Annotated in this window: 8 protein-coding genes and 1 pseudogene; 8 read left to right on the top strand and 1 reads right to left on the bottom strand. The window is 62.1% G+C overall.

The features are described from left to right. The first annotated feature begins 12 nt into the window (after positions 1–12). The 3 genes and pseudogenes from C9I57_RS01245 (at position 13) to C9I57_RS01240 (ending at position 15,369) form a co-directional block, all read left to right on the top strand. The gene (locus C9I57_RS01245; RefSeq protein ID WP_308835277.1) at positions 13–2,280 is read left to right on the top strand and encodes a tetratricopeptide repeat protein; all 2,268 of its coding nucleotides are present in this window, start codon (positions 13–15) and stop codon (positions 2,278–2,280) included. A gap of 135 nt (positions 2,281–2,415) precedes the next feature. Beyond that, positions 2,416–3,306, top strand: a pseudogene (locus tag C9I57_RS33785) (filamentous hemagglutinin N-terminal domain-containing protein); the annotation flags it as partial. Between the two features lie 204 nt (positions 3,307–3,510). Further along, positions 3,511–15,369 (top strand): filamentous haemagglutinin family protein, encoded by an 11,859-nt coding sequence (locus C9I57_RS01240; RefSeq protein WP_440130172.1) that lies wholly within the window; start codon positions 3,511–3,513, stop codon positions 15,367–15,369. Positions 15,370–15,506: 137 nt separating this feature from the next. Here the strand turns inward: C9I57_RS01240 and C9I57_RS01235 are convergent, their stop codons facing one another. Next, positions 15,507–16,817, bottom strand: coding sequence for a substrate-binding domain-containing protein (locus tag C9I57_RS01235; protein WP_107148825.1), 1,311 nt, complete (start codon positions 16,815–16,817; stop codon positions 15,507–15,509). A 420-nt stretch (positions 16,818–17,237) separates the two neighbouring features. Here C9I57_RS01235 and gspF point away from each other — a divergent pair, with 420 nt between their 5' ends. From gspF to C9I57_RS01210, 5 genes are all read left to right on the top strand, one after another. Continuing rightward, complete coding sequence (gspF, locus tag C9I57_RS01230; RefSeq protein ID WP_107148824.1) at positions 17,238–18,455, top strand: type II secretion system inner membrane protein GspF; 1,218 nt, start codon at positions 17,238–17,240, stop codon at positions 18,453–18,455. A gap of 197 nt (positions 18,456–18,652) precedes the next feature. Beyond that, complete coding sequence (gene gspG, locus C9I57_RS01225; RefSeq protein ID WP_107148823.1) at positions 18,653–19,081, top strand: type II secretion system major pseudopilin GspG; 429 nt, start codon at positions 18,653–18,655, stop codon at positions 19,079–19,081. Continuing rightward, a complete protein-coding gene (locus tag C9I57_RS01220; protein ID WP_107148822.1) occupies positions 19,056–19,658 on the top strand; it encodes a GspH/FimT family pseudopilin in 603 nt (200 codons plus the stop codon). The genes gspG and C9I57_RS01220 overlap by 26 nt, the downstream gene beginning before the upstream one ends. 57 nt (positions 19,659–19,715) lie before the next feature. After that, positions 19,716–19,838: a hypothetical protein gene (locus C9I57_RS01215; protein ID WP_107148821.1), complete on the top strand. Its 123-nt coding sequence runs from the start codon at positions 19,716–19,718 to the stop codon at positions 19,836–19,838. A 194-nt stretch (positions 19,839–20,032) separates the two neighbouring features. After that, positions 20,033–20,749 carry a secretin and TonB N-terminal domain-containing protein gene (locus C9I57_RS01210; protein WP_258187436.1) on the top strand — a complete coding sequence of 239 codons (717 nt, stop codon included), beginning with the start codon at positions 20,033–20,035 and terminating at the stop codon, positions 20,747–20,749. The last annotated feature ends 1 nt before the right edge of the window (position 20,750 follow it).

Raw genomic sequence — 20,750 nt, 5'->3', positions numbered from 1 at the left:
AGGGAGCGCGACATGGGGCGCGGCGATAGAGAACGTGGCGGCGGCACCGCGGAGCTTCAAGCAGACGTCATGGCCGGGCGCGCGGCCGTGATGACTGCAGCGATCCAAAGTTCGCTACGGAAGGCGCGGGCGTTGCATGAACGCGGGGAGATTGGCCAGGCCCAGCAAGTGTACCGTGGCGTGCTCGCGATCGATCCCGAGAATGTGGAGGCATTGCTGCTGCTCGGTGCGGCTTGTGATCAGTGCGGCGATTCGTTGGAGGCGGAACGCTTGATGGCTCGCGCGCTTCGTGTCGAGCGACGCTACGCCTGGGCGTTTGCCAATTACGGCCTCGTGCTTATTAAGCTCGGGCGACATGAAGCTGCACTCGAGCCGCTGCGGGAGGCGCTGCGGCTCGACGGGGGATATGCTGCGGCGCATGTCAGCCACGGCAACGCGCTGCTCGGACTCGAACGCTATGCGCAGGCGCAGGCGGCTTACGAGCGTGCGCTGGCGATCTCTCCGGGGATCGCGGAAGCTTGGAGCAACCGAGGTAATGCACTGCGTGCGCTCGGCCGACCCGCGGATGCGCTGATCAGCTTCGATCGGGCTTTGGCGATTTCCCAGCGCGACTTCGCGACACATACCAATCGTGGCCACGCGCTGCGCGATCTCGGCCGACACGAGGAGGCATTGCGCAGTTACCGGCTCGCGCTGGTCATTCGCCCGCGTGTGCCCGAGCTGCTGTCGCAGTGCGGAGCGGTGCTGCTCGAGCTCGGGCGTGATAGGGAGGCGCTCGTCGACTTCGATAGGGCGCTTGAAATCAAGCCGGACGACATTGATGTGCTGTACAAGAGCTGTGTCGCGCTTGATTTGCTGCACCTTTACGAAGAGCTGCTTCGCCGCTGCGATCGCATCCTGACGCTCTTGCCCGGCCACGCCGGCGCATGGCTAGGACGGGCCAACGCCTTGGAAGGATTGCATCGTCACGCGGAGGCCGCTGATGCTTACGCGAAGGCGCTCGACCGCGACCCCAACCTGCTGACGGCGCTGAGCAACCAAGGTGTCGCTTTGCGGATGCTCGAGCGCTATGCCGAGGCGCTGGAGCGTTACGACGGAGCTCTGGAGCGACTGGGAGCGAATGCTCAGCTACTTTTGAGCCGTGGGCAGACGCTGCAGCAACTGGGGCGATACGATGAGGCGCTCGCGAGCTATGAGGCAGCGGCCGCAATCGAGCCGACCGACGCTGCCGGCTGGGCGCTGCGCGGCGGTGCATTGCAGCAGCTGCTGCGCTTTGACGAAGCAATCGAATGCTACCGTCAGATGCAGTCGCTAGAGCCCGCCAACGGAGACGGTCATCACGAGGAAGCATACTGCCGCCTGTTGATAGGGGACTTCGAGGAAGGTTGGAGAAAGTACGAATATCGCTGGGTGGATGCGGACGCCGCGCGGTCTCGCCGCCATGCTCATCGTCCGCTGTGGACGGGGCACGAATCCATTGCTGGCAAGACCGTGCTTCTCCATGCCGAGCAGGGCTATGGTGACACGCTCCAGTTCTGCCGATACGCCAATCTTGTCGAAGCGCGCGGCGCGGATGTGGTGTTGGAAGTGCCACTTGCCTTGAAGGGCTTGTTGTCTTCTCTTCGAGGTGTGCAGCAACTGATTGCCATCGGCGAGCCATTGCCAGCATTCGATCTCCAATGCCCCCTGCTGAGCGTGCCGCTGGCTTTGGACACCGATGCGACTACCATTCCTGCGCAGGTGCCCTACTTGCGCGCTGACGTCGGGCGCATGCGTCACTGGGAGCGCGCGCTCGAAGAGCGCACACCGTCAGGGCGGATCAAGGTAGGGCTCGCCTGGTCGGGCAATCCGACACACAAGAACGACATGAACCGGTCGATCGTGCTTGCCAAACTCGCACCGCTGTACTCACAGCGCGCCGCGTTTGTCAGTCTGCAACAACAGGTTCGGGAGCGTGACGTAAGTGCGCTCGATCAAAGCGGCATCATCCATTTCGGAACGGATCTCCAGGACTTCGCGGATACCGCGGCACTGATCGCGTGTCTCGACGTGGTCGTATCGGTCGATACGTCAGTGGTGCATCTTGCCGGTGCCCTTGGCAAGCCAGGGTGGGTTTTGCTGCCGCGTGTGCCTGACTGGCGGTGGCTGCTCGAGCGCGAAGACAGCCCGTGGTATCCGACGATCCGGCTTTTCCGCCAGCACAAACCTGGGGATTGGTCCGATGTCGTCGCGCGCGTTGCACAAGCGCTGGCGCAACGCGTTGGCGAAAGCTATCAATGACGATGCGGGAAGAGAAGGCGCCGTTTAAACGATCGTAAATCCCAAACAATTGCAAAAAGGTGCGTACCTTTCCGGCCGACAAAATGGTCCGTAACACTGGAAATACATCTGCCATGCCAGGCGCTTAACTTCTGAATGTTTACCGGTCCAGGCGGGCGATATCGGGGCTGCTTCGTCGGGCAGCAAGGTTGGCGCGTAGCGGATGCGGTCCTTCAAATAGTATTCGGGGGCAGTCGACAAATGGCAGCACGTGCGCGTGTACAACAAGAACTCGTTCATTCACCAGCCGTATTGCGATCGAAGCTCAGGCCGCTATGCCAAGCCTTAGCGCTTATGTTGACGGCGGGCGTGACAGCGCATGCGCAGGCAGCCGGGATCGTGAACCTGGGGCAGGCGACGCGCACGGCGGCGGGCGGCGCCGGCGGGGGCGGCGGAGCGGGCGTCACGAACCTCGGCGTTTCGCCGCAGCAGGCGCTGCAAGCGAGCCAGCCGTCGATCGTCAACCTCGGTCACGCCGCGCAGGCGATTGCGGCACAGATTACTGCGCAGCAGAGCGCCGCGGCTGCTGCGGCTGCTACGGCGTCGAACGTGCCGAACGGGCTTGCGCCGGGCGGGTTACAGGTGGCGCCGGGCGTTACCTTTGTAAATGACAACAACGGGAATCCGGTAAGTCAGAACACGGACACCAAAAATCCCGTGCTATGGCTCAACGCGTACGGGCCGCAGCAGAGCGTCGATAGCAACGGTCATGTGACAGTCGATATCACGCAGACTGGACAGAACGCCGTGCTGACCTGGCAGACGATGAACGTCGGCAAGCAGACGACGCTGAACTTTGACCAGTCCGCCGGCACGCAAACGAACGGCGCGAACAATTGGACGGTGCTAAACCGAATCAATGATCCTAGCGGACGGCCGAGCCAGATTCTTGGCAACATGACCGCGCAAGGCGCGGTATATGTGATCAACCGCAACGGGATCCTCTTCGGTGCGGGTTCGCAGGTGAACGTGCATTCGCTGGTCGCATCGTCGCTCGACCTGCTGAATATGAACAACAAACCGGTTCAGAGCGGTAGCGATATCGCCCTGAGCAACCAGCAGTTTCTCAGTGGACTGGCGAGTCCCGAGTCGAGCAATTGGATGGGAACGGGCAACGCCAACACCAACGCGCCGAACGTCTTACTCGGTCTCGGCAATCAGGCGAGCGTCAGTTCCTCGAACTCGTACCCGATGCCAGGCGACGTCACGATCGAACAGGGCGCATCGATTACGACGCGGGCAAACGGCACGGCCAGCGATGGGGGCTTCGTGCTGATCGCGGCGCCGAACGTCAGCAACGCCGGGCACATTACCGCCACAGCGGGACAGGTCGTACTGGCAGCCGGAGTCGGCGTCAGTTTGAAGCCGAATCCCACCAGTCCGCAGGTGTTGCTGCCGGAATTGAGCGGTCAGCTGGTGACGGGTAGCGGACTACAGCAGAAAGATGTTACGCCGGCAGGCACGCTCACCAATACCGGCCTCGTCGAGGCGGATCGCGGCAACATCAACCTGCTGGGCAGCACGGTGGCCCAGAACGGCGTAGTGGGCGTGACGACGAGCGTCAATACGCCGGGCACCATCACGATTTCGACGGTCGATGAGTACTTATCGAACAATCCGCTTGGAAACTCGTACACTGCTGGCGGGACTCAGGTTCAATTCTCAGCCGGGGGGAACGGCGGAGCCGCGGCGACTCCGTATCGCGCGGGTCTGCTGAGCTTTGGCCCGAATTCGGTGACTGCTGTCATGCCGGATGCCGATGGTCAGACGGTGACGTCGTCCCCAGGCACGACTTTTACAGCGGGCAGCATTTCGATGACAGGGGGCTCCGTCTGGTTTCAGGGTGGCTCGCTGATCGAGGCGCCGGGCTCGAAGGTATCGGTCGTGGCATTGACGCCGGCGAATCTGACCTCGGGCATTCCTCTTTTCCCCTCGCAGCCGCCCGGCGATACGGCGGTGCCGGGCCGCATCTATCTGGATAGCGGCGCGACGATCGACGTATCGGGGCTGGCGAATATCGAGTTGCCGATCGCGCAGACGTTGATCACGATCCCGCGCATCGGCCAGAACGAGCTGGCAGACTCGCCGCTGCTGCGCAACGGCTTTCTCTATGGCCTGAAGAACGTCGTTGTCGACAGCACGCTGTCGGGCACGCGCAGCGACGGAGTGCAGTGGGTCGGCAGTCCGATCCTGAACCTGTCGGGATATGTGAATCTGATTCCGCGTACGGTCGATCAACTGCTGACCAACGGCGGTACGATCGTTCTTTCGGGCGATCAGGTGATGACCGCTGCCGGGTCGTTCATGAACCTCAATGGCGGCTATGTGCACTACTTGGGCGGAACGGTCAGCACGACGCGGCTGGTCGATGCCAATGGCGCTATTGTGCCGATCGGGTCGGCAAGTCCGTACGACACTTACGTCGGCATCGCTGGCGCATTCACCGAAACGCATCCGCGCTGGGGTGTGACGAAGACGTGGTACAACCCACTCGAGGCCGGCGGCGTCTACGAGCCGGATTATATCGTCGGCGGCAATGCGGGGACGCTCGATCTTTTTGCGACATCGGCTTTGGTGCTCGATGGCGACATTAGCGCACAGGCGTTTGCCGGCTCGAAGCAAGTGCAGAACAACAGCCAGCCCACGGGCGGCACGTTCAATCTAGGAACCGATCCGGCTGCAAACCAGTTGCTGTTCACAGCGGGCAATCTAGCTGGGCTGACGCAGGGTGTAAATACGAACACCGGCGGAGAATCGGGCCTAGTGATACTGCAGGACGATGCACCGCAGCTCACCTCGCTCTCATCCGCTTTCTCGATCGATACGCCTCTCAATACGGTCGCTCTCGGCGGGCTATCGAGCACCGATCCGAACAACGTGCTGGCCACGACGGTGGTGCCAGCGAGTACGCTGAACGCAGGCGGTTTCGCGGCACTGAACGTCACCGAAGACACAAACGGCGGCAGGGGCTTCGTAGTGGCCTCGGGTACACAGCTCAAGCTGCAGCCTGGTGGCACCATTAAATTCGGCGGAACGCTTTCAAGCGCACTTGTGGAGGGGACGCTGATCGTGCCTTCCGGCGCGATTTCGATCTCGGCCGGCGGGGACATTACGGTGGGCCCGAACGCGCTAATCAGCACCGCGGGCCAATGGGTCAACAATGACCTGCGGAGCGCGGCCGGCACCACGCCGGGCGGCAGCGAGTACATCAACGGCGGCAGCGTCACACTGTCGGCCACGGGCAGCATCGATTTGCAGCCGGGCAGCGTGATCGATGTGTCCGGTGGCGGCGAACTGCAGGCGAACGGTCAGTTGCTGATGAGCAACGGCATTCCTGCCGGCAAGGGTGGCAGCGTTTCGCTGATCACCTACGCAAATCAGACCGGCTTTCCAGCAGTGCTGCCGACCGACGACCACCTGAAGATGGACGGCACGATCAGGAGCTTCGGCTTCGCGGGCGGCGGTACGCTGACGGTGCAGGCGCCAGGCTTCCAGATCGGTGGGGACCCGGCGGCCGCGCCGGCGTGGGCACTCACGCTGCCGACGGACTTCTTCGCGCATCAGGGCTTCGGCAAATACGTGCTGAACGCTTTGTTCGACGCGAGCGTGGCGCCAGGCGCGGTGGTCGATGTGACCCAGCAGAACCTGATTCCGAACGTGCCGGCGTTGCAGCAGGCCGCAAGCGGTGCCGACCTGTTGTCGAGCGGGCTGACCACAGTCGGGACGCTCGACGCTTATCATCGTCAAGCGACGAACTTCGTCATGACAGGCGGCGGTTATCTGGCATGGCAAACTGCCGATCAGAACGGCATCAATCAGCCGATTCGCGCGTATGACGGCGTCACCGGCGGGGTGAGTATTGGTCAGGGCGCCTCGATCCTCGGCGACGCGGGCGCGAGCATCGGATTGGGGTCGCCCACGCAGGTGACGGTGCTGGGTTCGCTCGTCGCGCCTGGCGGCTCGATCACGTTGAGTGCGGACTCGTTGAACGCAGGCCCCTTTGAACAGAGTGGTCAATACCAAAGCACGGGCAGCAATGGGATCACGAGCACGAGCAAATCGGTGTGGCTGGGGCCGGACGCGGTGCTGGACGTGTCGGGCGTCGCGCTGACCAACCCGCTGGCAGCGCCGGTCAAGAACGGGCTGACGACGATTACGCCGAATACGGGCAAGGTACTGCCGGGCGGCTCGGTGACGATCTCGGACGATTCGGGATATGTGGTGGCGCAGGCGGGCTCGCTGATCAATGTGTCCGGCACGGCCACGAAGTTCGATCAACTGCAGGCCAATGGCGGGTACGCGTCGCAACCAGTATGGAGCGACGCGGGCTCGATCACGCTCGCGGCTTCGAGCGGCTTGTACTTTGACGGCACGCTCAAGGCGCAGGCGGGTGCTGCGCAGGCACAGGGCGGCACGCTCGCTATCCTGCCGGAAGCGTATACGGTGTCGGCGTTCGAGGTGGGCGGCGCCAGCGTTTCGCTGCCGGGCGCGACCGCGCTAATTATCCAGCAGAGCGGCAATCTGGTGCCGATGGGTCTTTCGCCGGGACAAGACATTGTTGGTCTCGTCGGCAACCCCCCCAAAGCTACCTCGACGAGCCCCACGGTCTACCAGCCTAAGGGCGTGTTGCAATTTGCCGCGGACCGTCTGGCCGGTTCAGGCATCACGACACTGGAATTGGCGAATCAGAACGCATTGAATGTCTCCCGTGTCGGGATGGTGCCGATCGCTTTTGCCGGCCACGTCGACCTAACTTTAGGGCGCGCGGTTATCGTCAACGCGGGACAGATCGCTGCGCTCGGCAGTGGGCAGCTCAGCGACCTGTTGCCGAGCGTTGACTTCGTGACAGGCCAGCCGCAGGCCGCGAAGCAGACCATTTCGTCGCTGCTTTCGTCGGAGTCGACTGCGACTCAAACGGGTACCGACGTAACGATCGACGCGCCCTACGTGGCGTTCGTCGGACCGACAGTGGACACCGGCTATGCGACCACCGTTATGTCACCTGTACAGGCGCAAGGGGATGGCACGCTGAACGTGAAGGCTTCGTTCATCGATCTGAAAAACCAGATCCAGCTGAACAATTTTGGTCAGGCCACCTTTACGAGCAGCGGCGACATTCGGCTCAGCTCCACCAATCTGGGGCAGGTGGCGGGCCGTGCACTGGAGCCGGGGGAACTGTTCACGCCGGGCAACCTGACGTTCAAGGCGGCGGATCTTTATCCCGCGACCGGCAGCACCTTTATCCTCGACGCCGCCGGGCCGTCGCCGACGACGATCACATTCGCCACGAACGGTGCGTCGGGCGTCCCGCTCTCCGCGGGCGGCACGCTGCTTGTCGATGCCACGGACATCGTGCAGGGCGGTACGGTTCGCGCGCCGTCAGGGACGCTCGTATTCGGCGTGGGCGATCCGACGGCAAGCGCGACGCAAAGCCAGTTCAACAATTTGACGCTGGTTCCGACGGAGTCGGTGACGTTCGCGAGCGGCAGCCTGACGTCCGTATCGAACGATGGCAGGATCATTCCCTACGGCACAACCGTGGATGGGGTGGAGTGGCAATTCAATCCAGTAGCAGGGAATACGCGTGCTGACCTGACAGCGCCCCCGGCAAAGTTCATCAGCGCAAACGGCAGCAGCGTGGCGTTGAACGCAGGCGCGACGATCGACCTCTCGGGCGGAGGCAACCTGCAGGCGGAGGAGTGGGTGGCGGGCACCGGCGGCACGCGCGACGTACTCTCGCAATACAACGTGAGCTACGCCAGCAATGCCACGGGCACGGCCGTGCCCGTCAACGTCGGCGCGACGAATGTCTACGCGATTCTGCCCGGGGCGCAGTCGCCGGTGGCGGCCTATGACCCTGTGTTTGCGCAGACGGTGCAGCCGACGACGAACGCGAACGGTACGGTGGGCAGCACGACGCTCGCCGCGGGTGTGGGTCAAGCCTCGCTTACGAGCGCGGTAGGGCAGGCGGTGTATTTGTCCGGCGTGCCAGGGCTCGCGCCCGGCTATTACACGTTGCTGCCCGGCAAGTATGCGACGTTGCCGGGCGCGTATCGCGTGACGGTGTCGAGTAGTACGGGCAACCTCGCGCCGGGTTCGAGTAAGGTGTTGCCCGATGGCACGGTCGTGACGGCAGGTTACTTTTCCGATGCGCTTACCGGCAGCCGAAGTGCGACGCCGACGCTCTTCAACGTGCAGTCAGGGCAGGTCTGGCAGCAGTACTCGCAGTACGCGCTGACTAGCGCCAACAGCTTCTTCCCGGCGCTGGCGGCGAGCAAGGGGAACGTTACGCCGCCGCTGCCCATTGACGGTGGACAACTGGTGTTGGCGGCGACCAAAGCGCTTGCGCTTGGAGCGGCGTTGAACACGGCCGCAGACGTCGGGGGCGCACCCGCGGAGGTCGACATTGCGTCGCAGGACATCGAGATCACCGGCAATGGCGGTGCGGCCTTGCCCGGCTATCTGCAAATCGGTGCAGATGCGCTCAATTCTCTCAACGCAGGCAGCCTGCTGATCGGCGGCACGCGCACGGCAACGACAGGCGGGGTGACGATCAATCCGATCGCCAACAGCGTGGTCGTCGCGAATGATGCCGGGAACGCGCTCAGCGGGCCCGAGGTCCTGTTGGTCACCAAGACCGACACATCCGGCACGGATCCCAACGCGGTCAATGGACTGCAAATCGACGCGGGATCAACCATTACGGCGAATGGCAATTATCCGGCGGCGAAGGACCAGCCGATTGCCATCGCGGGCGACGGCGCGCTGCTGCGCGTATCGAACGGCGCGATGACGACGGTCACGCGTACGGGCACCACAGGCACCGGGTTGCTGACGGTCGGTGCCGGGGCAATGCTTACCGGTGGCCAGGCGCTCACGCTCGATTCATCGGGCAGTCTGAAGGTGGATCCGGCAGCGGTGTTGTCGGCGAACGCCATCACGGTGGACGGTTCGGCGATCACCTTTACGAACGAGACTGGCCCGGCCGCGGCGAGCCTGCCGGGCTTCGTACTCAATCCCGCGGGCATGGCACAGTTGGCGAACGCTCAGCAGGTGATTCTGCGTAGCGCGGGCTCAATCAACTTTGTCGGTGATGTCGATGCGACCTTCGGCAACAGCGTCGACCTGAGCGCGGGCAGTTTCGTAAGCAATGGCGGAAACGTCGCGCTTAACGCGCAGCAGATCGCCTTTACCAACGAGACAGGAACGCCGCAAGGAACACCAACGACCGGCAGTGGCACATTGACGGTCAACGCTAAGGAAATCGACTTCGGCACCGGCGACAAGATAGTGAGCGGTTTCGGCAGCGTGTCGATGAGCGCGACGGGCGGCATCGTCGGTCAGAACACGGGCACGTTCAACTTCGGTGCGCTGCCCGTGACGCTGAGTGCGCCGGTATTCCTCGCGGATACGGGTTCGGCTTCGACGGTGCAAACGAGCGGCACCTTGACGCTTGGCAGTGCGGCTGGTACCGCGTTGACCCGCACGCCGATGGGCGGCGCATGGAGCCTCATTGGAGGCACGGTCAACGACAACGGTGCGACGGTTGCCGCGCCGGCCGGCAACGTCAGTGTCGAGGCGACGACGGGCAATCTGACCGTCGGCAACGGTGCGACGATCAACTCGGCCGGTGTAGCCAAGCAGTTCTTCGACGTTACGGAGTACGCGCCAGCTGGCGCCATCGCACTGACGGCAGATACCGGCACGGTCGACGTGCAGCCGGGCTCCACGCTCGACTTTTCAGGCGCGAGCGGCGGAGGCGCGGCGGGGAGCTTGGCGCTCTCGGCGCCGCAACAGGTGGTGAACCTGAACGGTGTGGTCAACGGCGGCGCGGCAAATGGCTATGCAGGCGGCTCGTTCTCGCTGGATACGGGGGGCGCCGCGAACCTGGACAGTCTCGCGCAGACGCTCGCTTCGAGCGGGGTGAACCAGGCGATCGCTATCCAGACGAAGGCTGGCAATCTGACGCTGTCGGCGGGCAACATGCTGACGGCCCACAGCGTTTCGTTGATCGCGGACGGGGGGGCGGGTAAGCAGGTCGACACGACTGACGGCAATATCACGATTCTCGGAACGATCAATGCGTCGGGCACAGCAGGCGGTACGATCCAGCTATACGGTAAGAGCAGCGTCGACGTCGAGGGCACGCTTAGGGCAATTGCAACGACGGATGGCGGCAACACCGTTAATACCGCCCAGCGTGGCGGCGCGGTCGAAATCGGCACGAGCGCGGTTTTCGATCCGTCGTTTGTCGATCCCGTGTCGGGCACTGCGTACAACGCTACCTACGGCTATGAAAGCATTTCGGCAGCAACGTCACCCGGTCCCAACGCGAAATATCTCTTCACCGGAGCGATCACGATAGGTCCGCAGGCGAACATTGACGTGCGTGGCGGTACCGCAGGCGGTCTTTCGGGAGGCAAAGTCAGCTTGCGTGCGCCGCTGCTCAGCAATGGCCAGGTTCCTGTCTCGATCGATAGTGGCGCGCAGATCAATGGCTCACGCAGCACGACAGTCGAAGCCTATGCCGTGTGGAGCACGACTGATGCGACGACGGGCGCGCAGCACTTCGACGGCATCGTCGATCCGGCTGGCTGGTACGACAGCAAGGGGCATTTGCTGGCTGGCACGTTTACCGCGCAGGGTACGAGCGGCACGACGTTCAGCTTTACGCCTGATGGGAATGGCGGCGGCACGCTCACGAATAACGCGACCGGCGCCCAGGCCGTATTGACGGGTAGCCCACAGGACCAAGCGCAACTATCCACGGGTGTCGCCTCCATCGGATTCGGCGGATTCGATAACTCGTATTTCACCCCGACGACGAGCAACACGAACCACCAGACGTTCTACGGCGGCCAGATTGCGGCTAACAGCGATGGCACCGCAACGGTCACGCCCGGCACGTTGATGAATTTCGTTAAGAATGGCCTAAGCACCAATCCCTCGTTGGGCATGAGTTTCCCGGGAAGTGCGAGTTTGCGTGTTGCACCTGGGATCGAACTCGATAATCCCAGTACATCGATCATTAACAACAGCGGCAACATCTCGATTCTGACCAACTGGAACTTGGGCGCCGGCGCACCGAACAGCAGTGGATCGATCACGCCGGCTTTTCGCTATCTTGGAACCATCGCTCCGACGATTACGCTTCGCGCGGCCGGCAATGTTATCGCTGACGCAAGCATTACAGACGGATTTTTTCAGAATCAAGTCGCCACGATTCTTGGCGGGCAGGCGCCGGCTGGGGGTGGCTCGAATACGTATGCATCCGATTTGGCCGCATACGCGTCTGCACTATCGCAGGACGGAGCCGCTGTGACGGTTACGTACTTCGACGGTTCAACTCAGGCGCTCACCTCCGCGGATCCATTGTCGACACTCAGTGCTCCTCTGTCAGGACAATCGTCCGTCTACTATGATGACTATGCTCAGTATCTGGCGGCCTGGGAGCAGTACTACAGTGACGTGAGCTCATCGAAGTTCGCTGGGCATCTTTACCCTAACAAGCCGCTTGCCAATCCGACTGCTGTTCCGGTTCTGACATCGTCAAACGCTGCGGATTACTACGGAACCGCATCCGCTCCGGGGCTCTATCTGAATTGGCTCAACTCGTTGAGCACAACCAATGCGGCCACATTCGGGACACCGCCGGCGTTGGCGTTCCCAACCGGTATTACCGCGCTGTACCCGAGCTACATAACGGCCTACAGCGGCTACCTGGTCAAGGCCACAAATTACAATTCCCGGAGCAAGACGAGCAGAGCATGGAATTTCTTCTGGGCGCCGCAGGCCCCCGAACAGATAGCCGCTTTGGGTAACAGCATTGGTATATTGCCGGGCAATATGCCGGCGAACGTGCCGACGGCGAATAACCCGTTACCGATTGCGTTTGCATCGCTGGCGGGGGGCGAGAGCTCATCGTACCGGATCGTGGCGGGTGCCGATCTGACAAGCGCGAATCCGCTCGGATTGCAGGCGGCATCGCTTTTCAGCAGCGCCGGCAGTGCGTCGAGCAGCTCGGGCAACATCATGCTGGATGGCCATACAGCCTACATCGACTCGAACGGACTGACTCTGCTCCAACCGACCGCCATTCGTACCGGCACGGGCTCGATCGACATTGCCGCGGGCAATGACGTGGAATTCCTCGACCATGCCGCGCCGGCCGTCATTTATACGGGGGGCGCGCCAGCGGCGGGCGCTCCGCAGGGAAGCACGGCGACGATCGTGGCCGCGAACGTGTCCAAAGCATTTGTGGACACGCTTGTTACCGCCAGCGTGAATCCGGATTCCGCCGGCGATATCACCATTCACGCGCAGGGCGATATTAGTGGAATCGAAGACGTGATCGATAGCACGGGCGCGATATCGGTCCGTGCCAATCAAAACATCAGCCAATTCTGGTCACCGTGGATGGAAATCGGCAATCCGACCGGCTCAGTCGGGGCCACGAAGCCCGCGACGCAGACGGTTCGAACGTCGGTCGACTTCGGCGCGTTCGATCAGGGCGTGATGAGTGTCGGCGGCAATGTGTCGGTGACTGCCGGCGGCAACATCACGGATCTGGCAGTATCGTTGCCTACCACCTGGTATCTGACCAATGCCAATACGGATAATCCGACCGTCAACACGATCGGCGGCGGCAATCTCTCCGTGCACGCGGGCGGAAACATCCTGAGCGGCGACTACTTTATCGCGAAGGGAACGGGAACGATCACCGCGGGCGGACTGATCGGTACCGACGGCGTGAACTATACGACTTACAATCCGAGCGCCGGCGCTCTCGGACAGGGTCCCACGCTTTCATTGGGATCGGTGGGCACATTGCTGGCGGCCCAGGACGGTGTGTTGAATGTCAGTGCGCGTCAAGGCGCAAATATCGGCGGCGTGCTCGATCCGTCCTACGCGGCAGCCAACGGCGACCAACAGGGCTATTCGTCGACGTCAGCAGTGAATGTGCAATCCGTGACGGGCAGCATTGATTTCGGAACCTTGGGAACGGCTAACTCCGCTACCAGGTTAGTTAGCGCAAACAGTATTTTGCCTGCCAGCCTGAACCTGACTGCGTTCACAGGCGGCATCACGCTTGATTCCGCGAGTACGCTTTATCCATCGGCAACAGGGCAACTGAATCTGATCGCCGACCAGACGATCGAATTCTCTAACGTGGCGAATGGCAGCACAACATTCGGCATGTCCGACGCAGACCCATCATCGATGCCATCGCCGGCGAAACCCAAGCAGACGCCAGATGTCCACGCGTCGAACGCGTTGCATGCCGGCGACACGACGCCGGCACGCATCTATAGCCTGAACGGCAGCATTGTCGACGGGATCCTCGAACCGGCTGGTGCGCAAAAAGATGGTCTCTACGACAAACTGGTCACGGTCGCCGTCGATAAACCGGCCTTGATCCAGGCGGGTCAAGATATTGTGAATCTGGCTTTCCAGGGGCAGAACCTGCGCGCGGCGGATGTGACTCGTATCGTCGCTGGGCGCGATATTTTTGATACCCCGTACGCGGGGGGTGCGGTGCCGAGTCTGGTACTTGGCGGCCCCGGGACGTTTGACGTTGAAGCGGGCCGCAACATCGGTCCGCTGACGAGCCAAGCGCAAGTGTATGCGGCCCTGAAAACGGGATATGTGCCTGGAACTTTAACGGGCATCGATGCAATCGGCAACGCGAACAACACGAACTTGCCGCACGAAAGCGCGAACGTCCAGGTGCTGTTCGGTGTGGGGCCGGGTATCAACGATGCTGCGTTCATCTCGGCATACATCGATCCATCCAGCACGGTGCGTGGCGTACCGAGCACGACGCCGGCACTGATCGCCTTCATGGAGCAGTACGATGCGGGGCAGGCGATCGACACTGGACTCAATAAGGACAAGCAGGCCGCGCAGCAAAAAGTCGGTACGCTGAGCGCAGGTGAGGCATGGAAGGAATTCCAGGCTCTGCCGCCCTATGTGCAGCAGCTATTTGCCGAGCAGGTGCTCTTCAGCGTGCTGACGCAAGTGGGTGAGGACTACAACAATCAGTCCAGTCCATACCACGATCAGTACGCCCGCGGCTACCAGGCAATCAACGCGCTGTTCCCGGCGTCGTTGGGCTACACGGCGAACAATCTGGGCGGTGGCACGAACGGCGCGAACAAGCTCATCAATACGGGCAATCTCGACATGCGCAGTACGACCATTCAGACGCAGGAGGGCGGCAACATTTCGATCCTCGGGCCCGGTGGGCAGGCGCTGGTTGGCAGCACGTCGGCGCCGCCTGAGATCGTCAACGGCGCTGGTCAGGTCGTGGCTGGTCCCGGGACGCAGGGCATTCTGACACTCGAGCAGGGCGACATCAACATCTTCACGGACCAGAGCGTGCTGCTCGCGCAGAGTCGTATCTTTACCGAGCAGGGTGGGGCAATGACGATCTGGAGCTCGAATGGAGACATCAACGCTGGCAAGGGCTCCAAATCGGTGGCCGACACACCTGAGCCTCAGTACGTCTGCGATGTGAATCATTACTGCACGGTCGATGCGCGCGGAGACGTCACTGGCGCAGGGATCGCCACACTGCAGACGATCCCCGGCGCACCGGCCAGCAACGCAAACCTGATCGCTCCGCGCGGCACAGTAGATGCGGGCGACGCGGGCATTCGCGTGTCGGGCAACCTGAACGTGGCGGCGCTGCATGTGGCGAACGTCGACAACATCCAAGTGCAGGGCAAGTCGACGGGGATCCCGGTGGCGCAGGCCGTCAACACCGGTGCCCTCACGGCGGCGGACTCGGCGGCCTCGGCAGCAAGCCAGATGGCTCAGGATATCGTGAAGAACAGCGCATCGGGCATCGGGCAACGCCGCTGGACCATCTCGGTTCAGGTCGAAGGGTTTGGCGACTCCGCTGACGACGGCTTTCGCAAGAAGTCGAGGTCAGGGCCGACTGCTTATGATTCGTCAAGCGCTGTCTCTATCCTCGGGTTCGGCGCGATTGGGCAGAAGCAGCAATCTGTTTTGAGTGAAGAAGAACAGCGAAGGCTGGGTAAGATCTAGCCACACGTAGACACGTAGACACGTAGACGCACCGCCTAACTGCGGTCAGATCTACCTAAAAGATCCATAAAAAATCACGGCTCGGGAATCCCGAGCCGTGACGGAAAGCCGGCAAACCGCGCCGTTAGATCGTCGAGTTAGCGACCAACAGTGGTACCCGTGCAAACGCTGGTGTCGCCGATATCCAGTCCCAGTCCGCTCGAATTGCCGAGGAAATCAGCCTGGATAGCCGTAATGAAGCTCGACGGCACTGAATCGAAGCCATTGCCATGGAGAATCGAGGCATTGCTCGTGTAGTGCAGGTTCAGGAAATCGATGACCGAGTTCGCAACCGTCGGGTTGTTGTTGTGGTTTTGATAGCACTGGCTGACGATGATCTGGCTCGTGCCTGAGATCGGATAGCCGACGGTCGGGTTGCTGGCGTTCGGCACCCATTGCGAAGGATCGGTCGGGTCGTTCTGGTTCTGGGTCGTTCCGGGAGGATAAACCGTGCCGATCGCTGCCGTTGCGTTCGCATACGTCGGCGTCACGTTAGCACCGCTGAAGTCGTTGTGCAGGCTCGCCACCGACAGGTTGTTGGCCTTGGCCGGCGCGCTCGAAGGTGCGAGGAACGTGTTCGTGTAGTCCGGGCTCAGATAGCCGACTCCAGCGCCCGAGAGCGCCAACAGGCTTGCAGCGACACCGCTGCTACCCGTTGCGGACTTGAAGGTCGACGGAACAGTCGTGAATTCGCCGCCAAAGTTTTGCGATTCCGTGAACGTGATGTTCGAGTTCGCCGACACCGTCACGCCGTTGCGCACGAACGGTGTCGTGTGGCAGACCTGAGCCAGGTGAGCGGTCAGCAGGTCGCTCGTACCGCTCTTGTCAGCCCGATAGACGACCGTAATCGGCTTGCTCGTCGTCGAATACAACGAGCCGTTGACCGGATTGGTCACCTGGTTCCAGTCCGTGAGCTTGCCCGAGAAAATCCCGCACAGATCGTCGTCGTTGAGGGCAACCGTGGGCGTCGTGCTGCCAGGCAGCGCCGGACCCGTACCCGTCGGAGCGTTCACGAGGGGAATCGTGATCGGCGTAACGATATACGGCAGTTGGATCAGCGGACCATTCGTAACGCCGAGCCCGCCCGTCGACGTGTAGGCCGAGATTTGCGAGGTCGACAACGGCGCATCGCTGTTGGCGAAATCGACGGTGCCGGTCACCGTCGAGCCGAAAAACGAAGGTTGGTTGTTCAGGAACGCGCTTTGACCGGCGCCGGAGCCGACGGAGTAGTACGTGGCCGTACCATCAGCAGCCGGGAACACAGAGATTTCCGAGCCGATCGTCGGAGCGACGAGCGACGAGCCCCCGCCGAGCAGCGACGGCGGCGTTTGCGCCATGGCTACCGAGGCGCCGAGAGCCGAAATTACGAGGGTGATAGCCTGACAGATCTTGCGCTTGCTGGATTTCATGAGAAATTCCTTTGAACGAAGATAAACGGAAAGCCCACTATTGCAGTCATGATCGTGGTGTCACGCCGACTGCCGGATCAATTTAGAACGGATTTACATTAAAACGTGTGAATTTTTTATAACCAATGTTGGGCTAACATTTTTTCTGCCAATAAGCTTTCATCGAGATCAAACGCGAACGCAAGTCGTTTTTATGAAGGACATGGAAATATATAGCAGATTGAGTCGGAAGCGAATCAATCTATAAAAAGGAGGTCGGCGTCGACGGTGCCGCCATACATAAGGGTCCGTTTTGGATGAGTCGGCAAAAATGTTGCGTAACTCTTGTCACATTTTTGATCTAGTTCGCTGCTTAGTCTTTGCCCAGCGAGTCTGGATCCACCGCAATGCCGCGGATGCCGAGATACGGGGGGCAATGACATGTCGGCGTTTCGTTACGAGGCGATCGATCAGACGGGCAAAACGCTCAAGGGCGTGCTCGAGGCGGACAGCGCGAAAGCCGGCCGCAGCCAGTTGCGTTCGCAGGGCTTGACGCCGCTTGCCGTCGAACTTGCCGCCGCGCGGCTGCACGGCGAGCGCAGTCAGCGCCTCGCCCTCGGAAAAAAGCTATCGCAGCGCGAGCAGGCGATCCTCACGCGCCAGCTCGCGAGCCTGCTCATCGCCGGCCTGCCTCTCGACGAGACGCTTTCCGTACTCAGCGAGCAGGCCGAGCGCGAGTACGTGCGCGAATTGATGGCGTCGATCCGGGCCGAAGTAGTCGGCGGTCATTCATTCGCTAACGCATTGACGCAGCATCCGCGCGATTTCCCCGATATCTACCGCGCGCTCGTCGCGGCGGGCGAGCACACGGGCAAGCTCGGCGTCGTATTGTCGCGCCTTGCCGACTATATCGAGCAGAGCAACGCGCTCAAGCAGAAGATCCTGCTCGCGTTCACCTACCCAGCTGTCGTCACGGTCATCGCGTTCGGCATCGTGGCGTTTTTGCTGAGCTACGTGGTGCCGCAAGTTGCCAACGTCTTCACGAGCACGAAGCAGCAATTGCCGTTGTTGACGGTGATGATGCTTGGGCTGTCGGACTGCGTGAGGCACTGGTGGTGGGCGACGCTGACCGGGCTTGTCGTCGCGATTTGGTTCGTGCGCCGCGTCCTCGCGCAGTCCGGCCCACGGCTCGCGTTCGATCGATGGGTCTTGACGGCGCCGCTCGCCGGCAAGCTGGTGCGCGGCTACAACACGGTCCGCTTCGCGAGCACGCTCGCAATTCTGACGGCCGCCGGCGTGCCGATTCTGCGTGCGCTGCAGGCGGCGGGCGAAACGCTGAGCAATCGCGCCATGCTTGGCAAGATCGACGATGCGATCGTGCGCGTGCGCTCAGGCTCGTCGCTTTCGCGCGCACTAGGCAATACGAAGACGTTTCCGCCGGTGCTCGTGCACCTCATTCGCTCGGGCGAAGCGACCGGCGACGTGACGACGATGCTCGATCGCGCCTCGGAAGGCGAGGGCCGCGAGCTCGAGCGCCGCACGATGTTCCTGACGAGCTTGCTCGAGCCGCTCTTGATCCTTGCGATGGGTGGCGTGGTCCTGGTGATCGTTCTGGCGGTGATGATGCCGATCATCGATCTGAACAACATGGTCCAGTGATGCGTGCTCCGGTCTCAATGCAAAACACGCTCGGGTACTTGGTCGAGCCGATCCATGCAGAATCGAGCCTGAGAGGGACGGAAGTCAGTGGAGGTGCCATCCCGAGGAACAACGTGCTCGAATTTTTGAGGCAAGGTGAACGAATGATGACGCTATCGATAAGGCGTGAGCCGGCGTGCTCGGGGCCCGCTCATTCAATGGCGAGACGCCGTATGCAGCGCGGCTTCACTCTGATCGAGATCATGGTCGTCATCGCGATTCTCGGCATCCTTGCCGCGTTGATCGTGCCGAAGATCATGAGCCGGCCAGACGAGGCGCGCCGCGTTGCCGCCAAGCAAGATATCGGCTCGATCATGCAGGCGCTCAACCTCTACCGGCTAGACAACGGCCGCTATCCGAGTCAGGACCAGGGACTGCAGGCGCTCGTTCAGAAGCCGACGACAGATCCGGTGCCGAACAATTGGAAAGACGGGGGCTATCTGGAGAAACTCCCGAGCGATCCGTGGGGGCATCCGTATCAACTCATCAACCCGGGTGTGCACGGCGAAATCGACGTGTTCAGCTACGGCGCCGACGGCAAGGCTGGCGGAGAGGGAAACGATGCGGATATCGGCTCCTGGCAATAGTCGCGATAGCGGCGCGTACGTTGCCTCGAGGCCGGCAACGCTGCGACCCCACCGGCGTTCGGCATTGCATCGGCACCGCTGCCGTGGCCCGCGCTCGCGCAGGTGGTCACATTCGCCTCGATCGGCAGGCTTCACGCTGCTCGAAATGCTCGTCGTGCTCGTAATTGTCGGGTTGCTCATGGCCGTTGTGACGCTCTCTCCTTCGAGAAACCGTCGCACGGACCTGGTGGAGGAGGCGCAACGGCTCGCGAGCCTGCTCGAATCAGCGGACGACGAGGCGCAGGTTCGCTCGGCGCAGATCGCCTGGCAACCCGTCGATGGCGGCTACACGTTTTATCAACGCGCCGAGAGCGGCACCTGGCTGCCGATGCGCGATCAGCTTCTTCGACCTCATCGCTGGCACGCGGACGTAACAGGCATTTCCGTTCGCTACACGGGCAGCGGGCAGTCCGTCTCGCGGATCGTGCTCGGCGGAGAAAGCATCGACGTGCCCGTCACCATTACGCTTTCGTCTGGTGCGGCGCGGCTGCTTGTCGTCAGCACGGGCATCGGCAACTTCGTCGTGCGACAGCCATGAATTGCGACAAAAGCTCTTCGTCAGATTGAGGTGAAGACCGTTTCTTTCGCGAGTTGGATGGATTGGCTCGACGAGGCGCGCCGCGAGTGGCGCGTCCGCGTCGTCAACGCCTACGCCGGCGCCGACGCGCACGAAGGGCTGGCAACGGTATCGGCGACGCTCGAGTCGGCTTCACAGTAAGTCGGAAGCTGTTTGGCAACAGGTAGATCGCCGCCCGGTTTCACCGCACTGTCACAGTCATTCCCTACGATCTGTGGTCCGCTCGCTTCGGAGCCGGCTGCGCGAGTTCGTGCTGCGCAGCAAGGCGCCCGCTTCACTACTGTACCGGCCACTGACTCATGACACGTTCACGGACGCTTACCGGTGTCCTGGCGATGACTGCATTATTGATGTTTCTGATGCTGGTCGTGCGTTGCGGGCAGGCGCAGGAGGCAGAGCGGGATGTGCATCAGCCTGCGGGCGCGGAGCATTTCGATCTGCCGGCGCAACCGCTTGCGCAGGCGCTGCAGGCGTTCGGGCGGATGACGGAGCTCGTCGTGCTCGCGCCGGCGCCGCTGCTCGAAGGCCGGACGAGCGCTGCCGTGAAAGGCGACTATTCGCCTCGCGAGGCGCTCGAGCGCGTGTTGACGGGCACGGGATTGAGGCCTGAATTCACGGGCGCCGACGAGGCGATCATCGTAGCTGAGCCGGCGGCGGCGCCGGCGGCTTCCTCGGCGGCCTCAACGGACGATTCGGCGGCCAACGCCGCCCTGCCGATCGACGGGATCGGCGCTGACAAAGAGCAGAGCGCGTATGCGGCGATGCTGCAGGCGCGCCTGACCGAAGCGCTGTGTGCGCAGCCCGCGGCAGTGCCGGGTAGCTACCGGCTCATCGCGCAACTGCGTATCGATGACAAGGGGACTGTGGTGGCGGTCAACATGGTGGCATCGAGCGGTCTTGCCTCTCGCGACGCGGCGATCGGGCACGCGTTGCGCTCACTGAAGCTCGATTCGGCGCCGCCGAGCGGCTTGGCGCAGCCTGTCACGATCATGTTGCGGCCCGTCGGCCATGGCGTCCATATCTCCTGTCCGCAACCGGGCGAACGGGAGTAGG

Source organism: Trinickia symbiotica, assembly GCF_003028655.1.
GTDB lineage: Bacteria > Pseudomonadota > Gammaproteobacteria > Burkholderiales > Burkholderiaceae > Trinickia > Trinickia symbiotica_A.
Note: the sequence above shows the minus strand (reverse complement) of the source record. Positions and strands in the feature narration are given on the sequence as shown.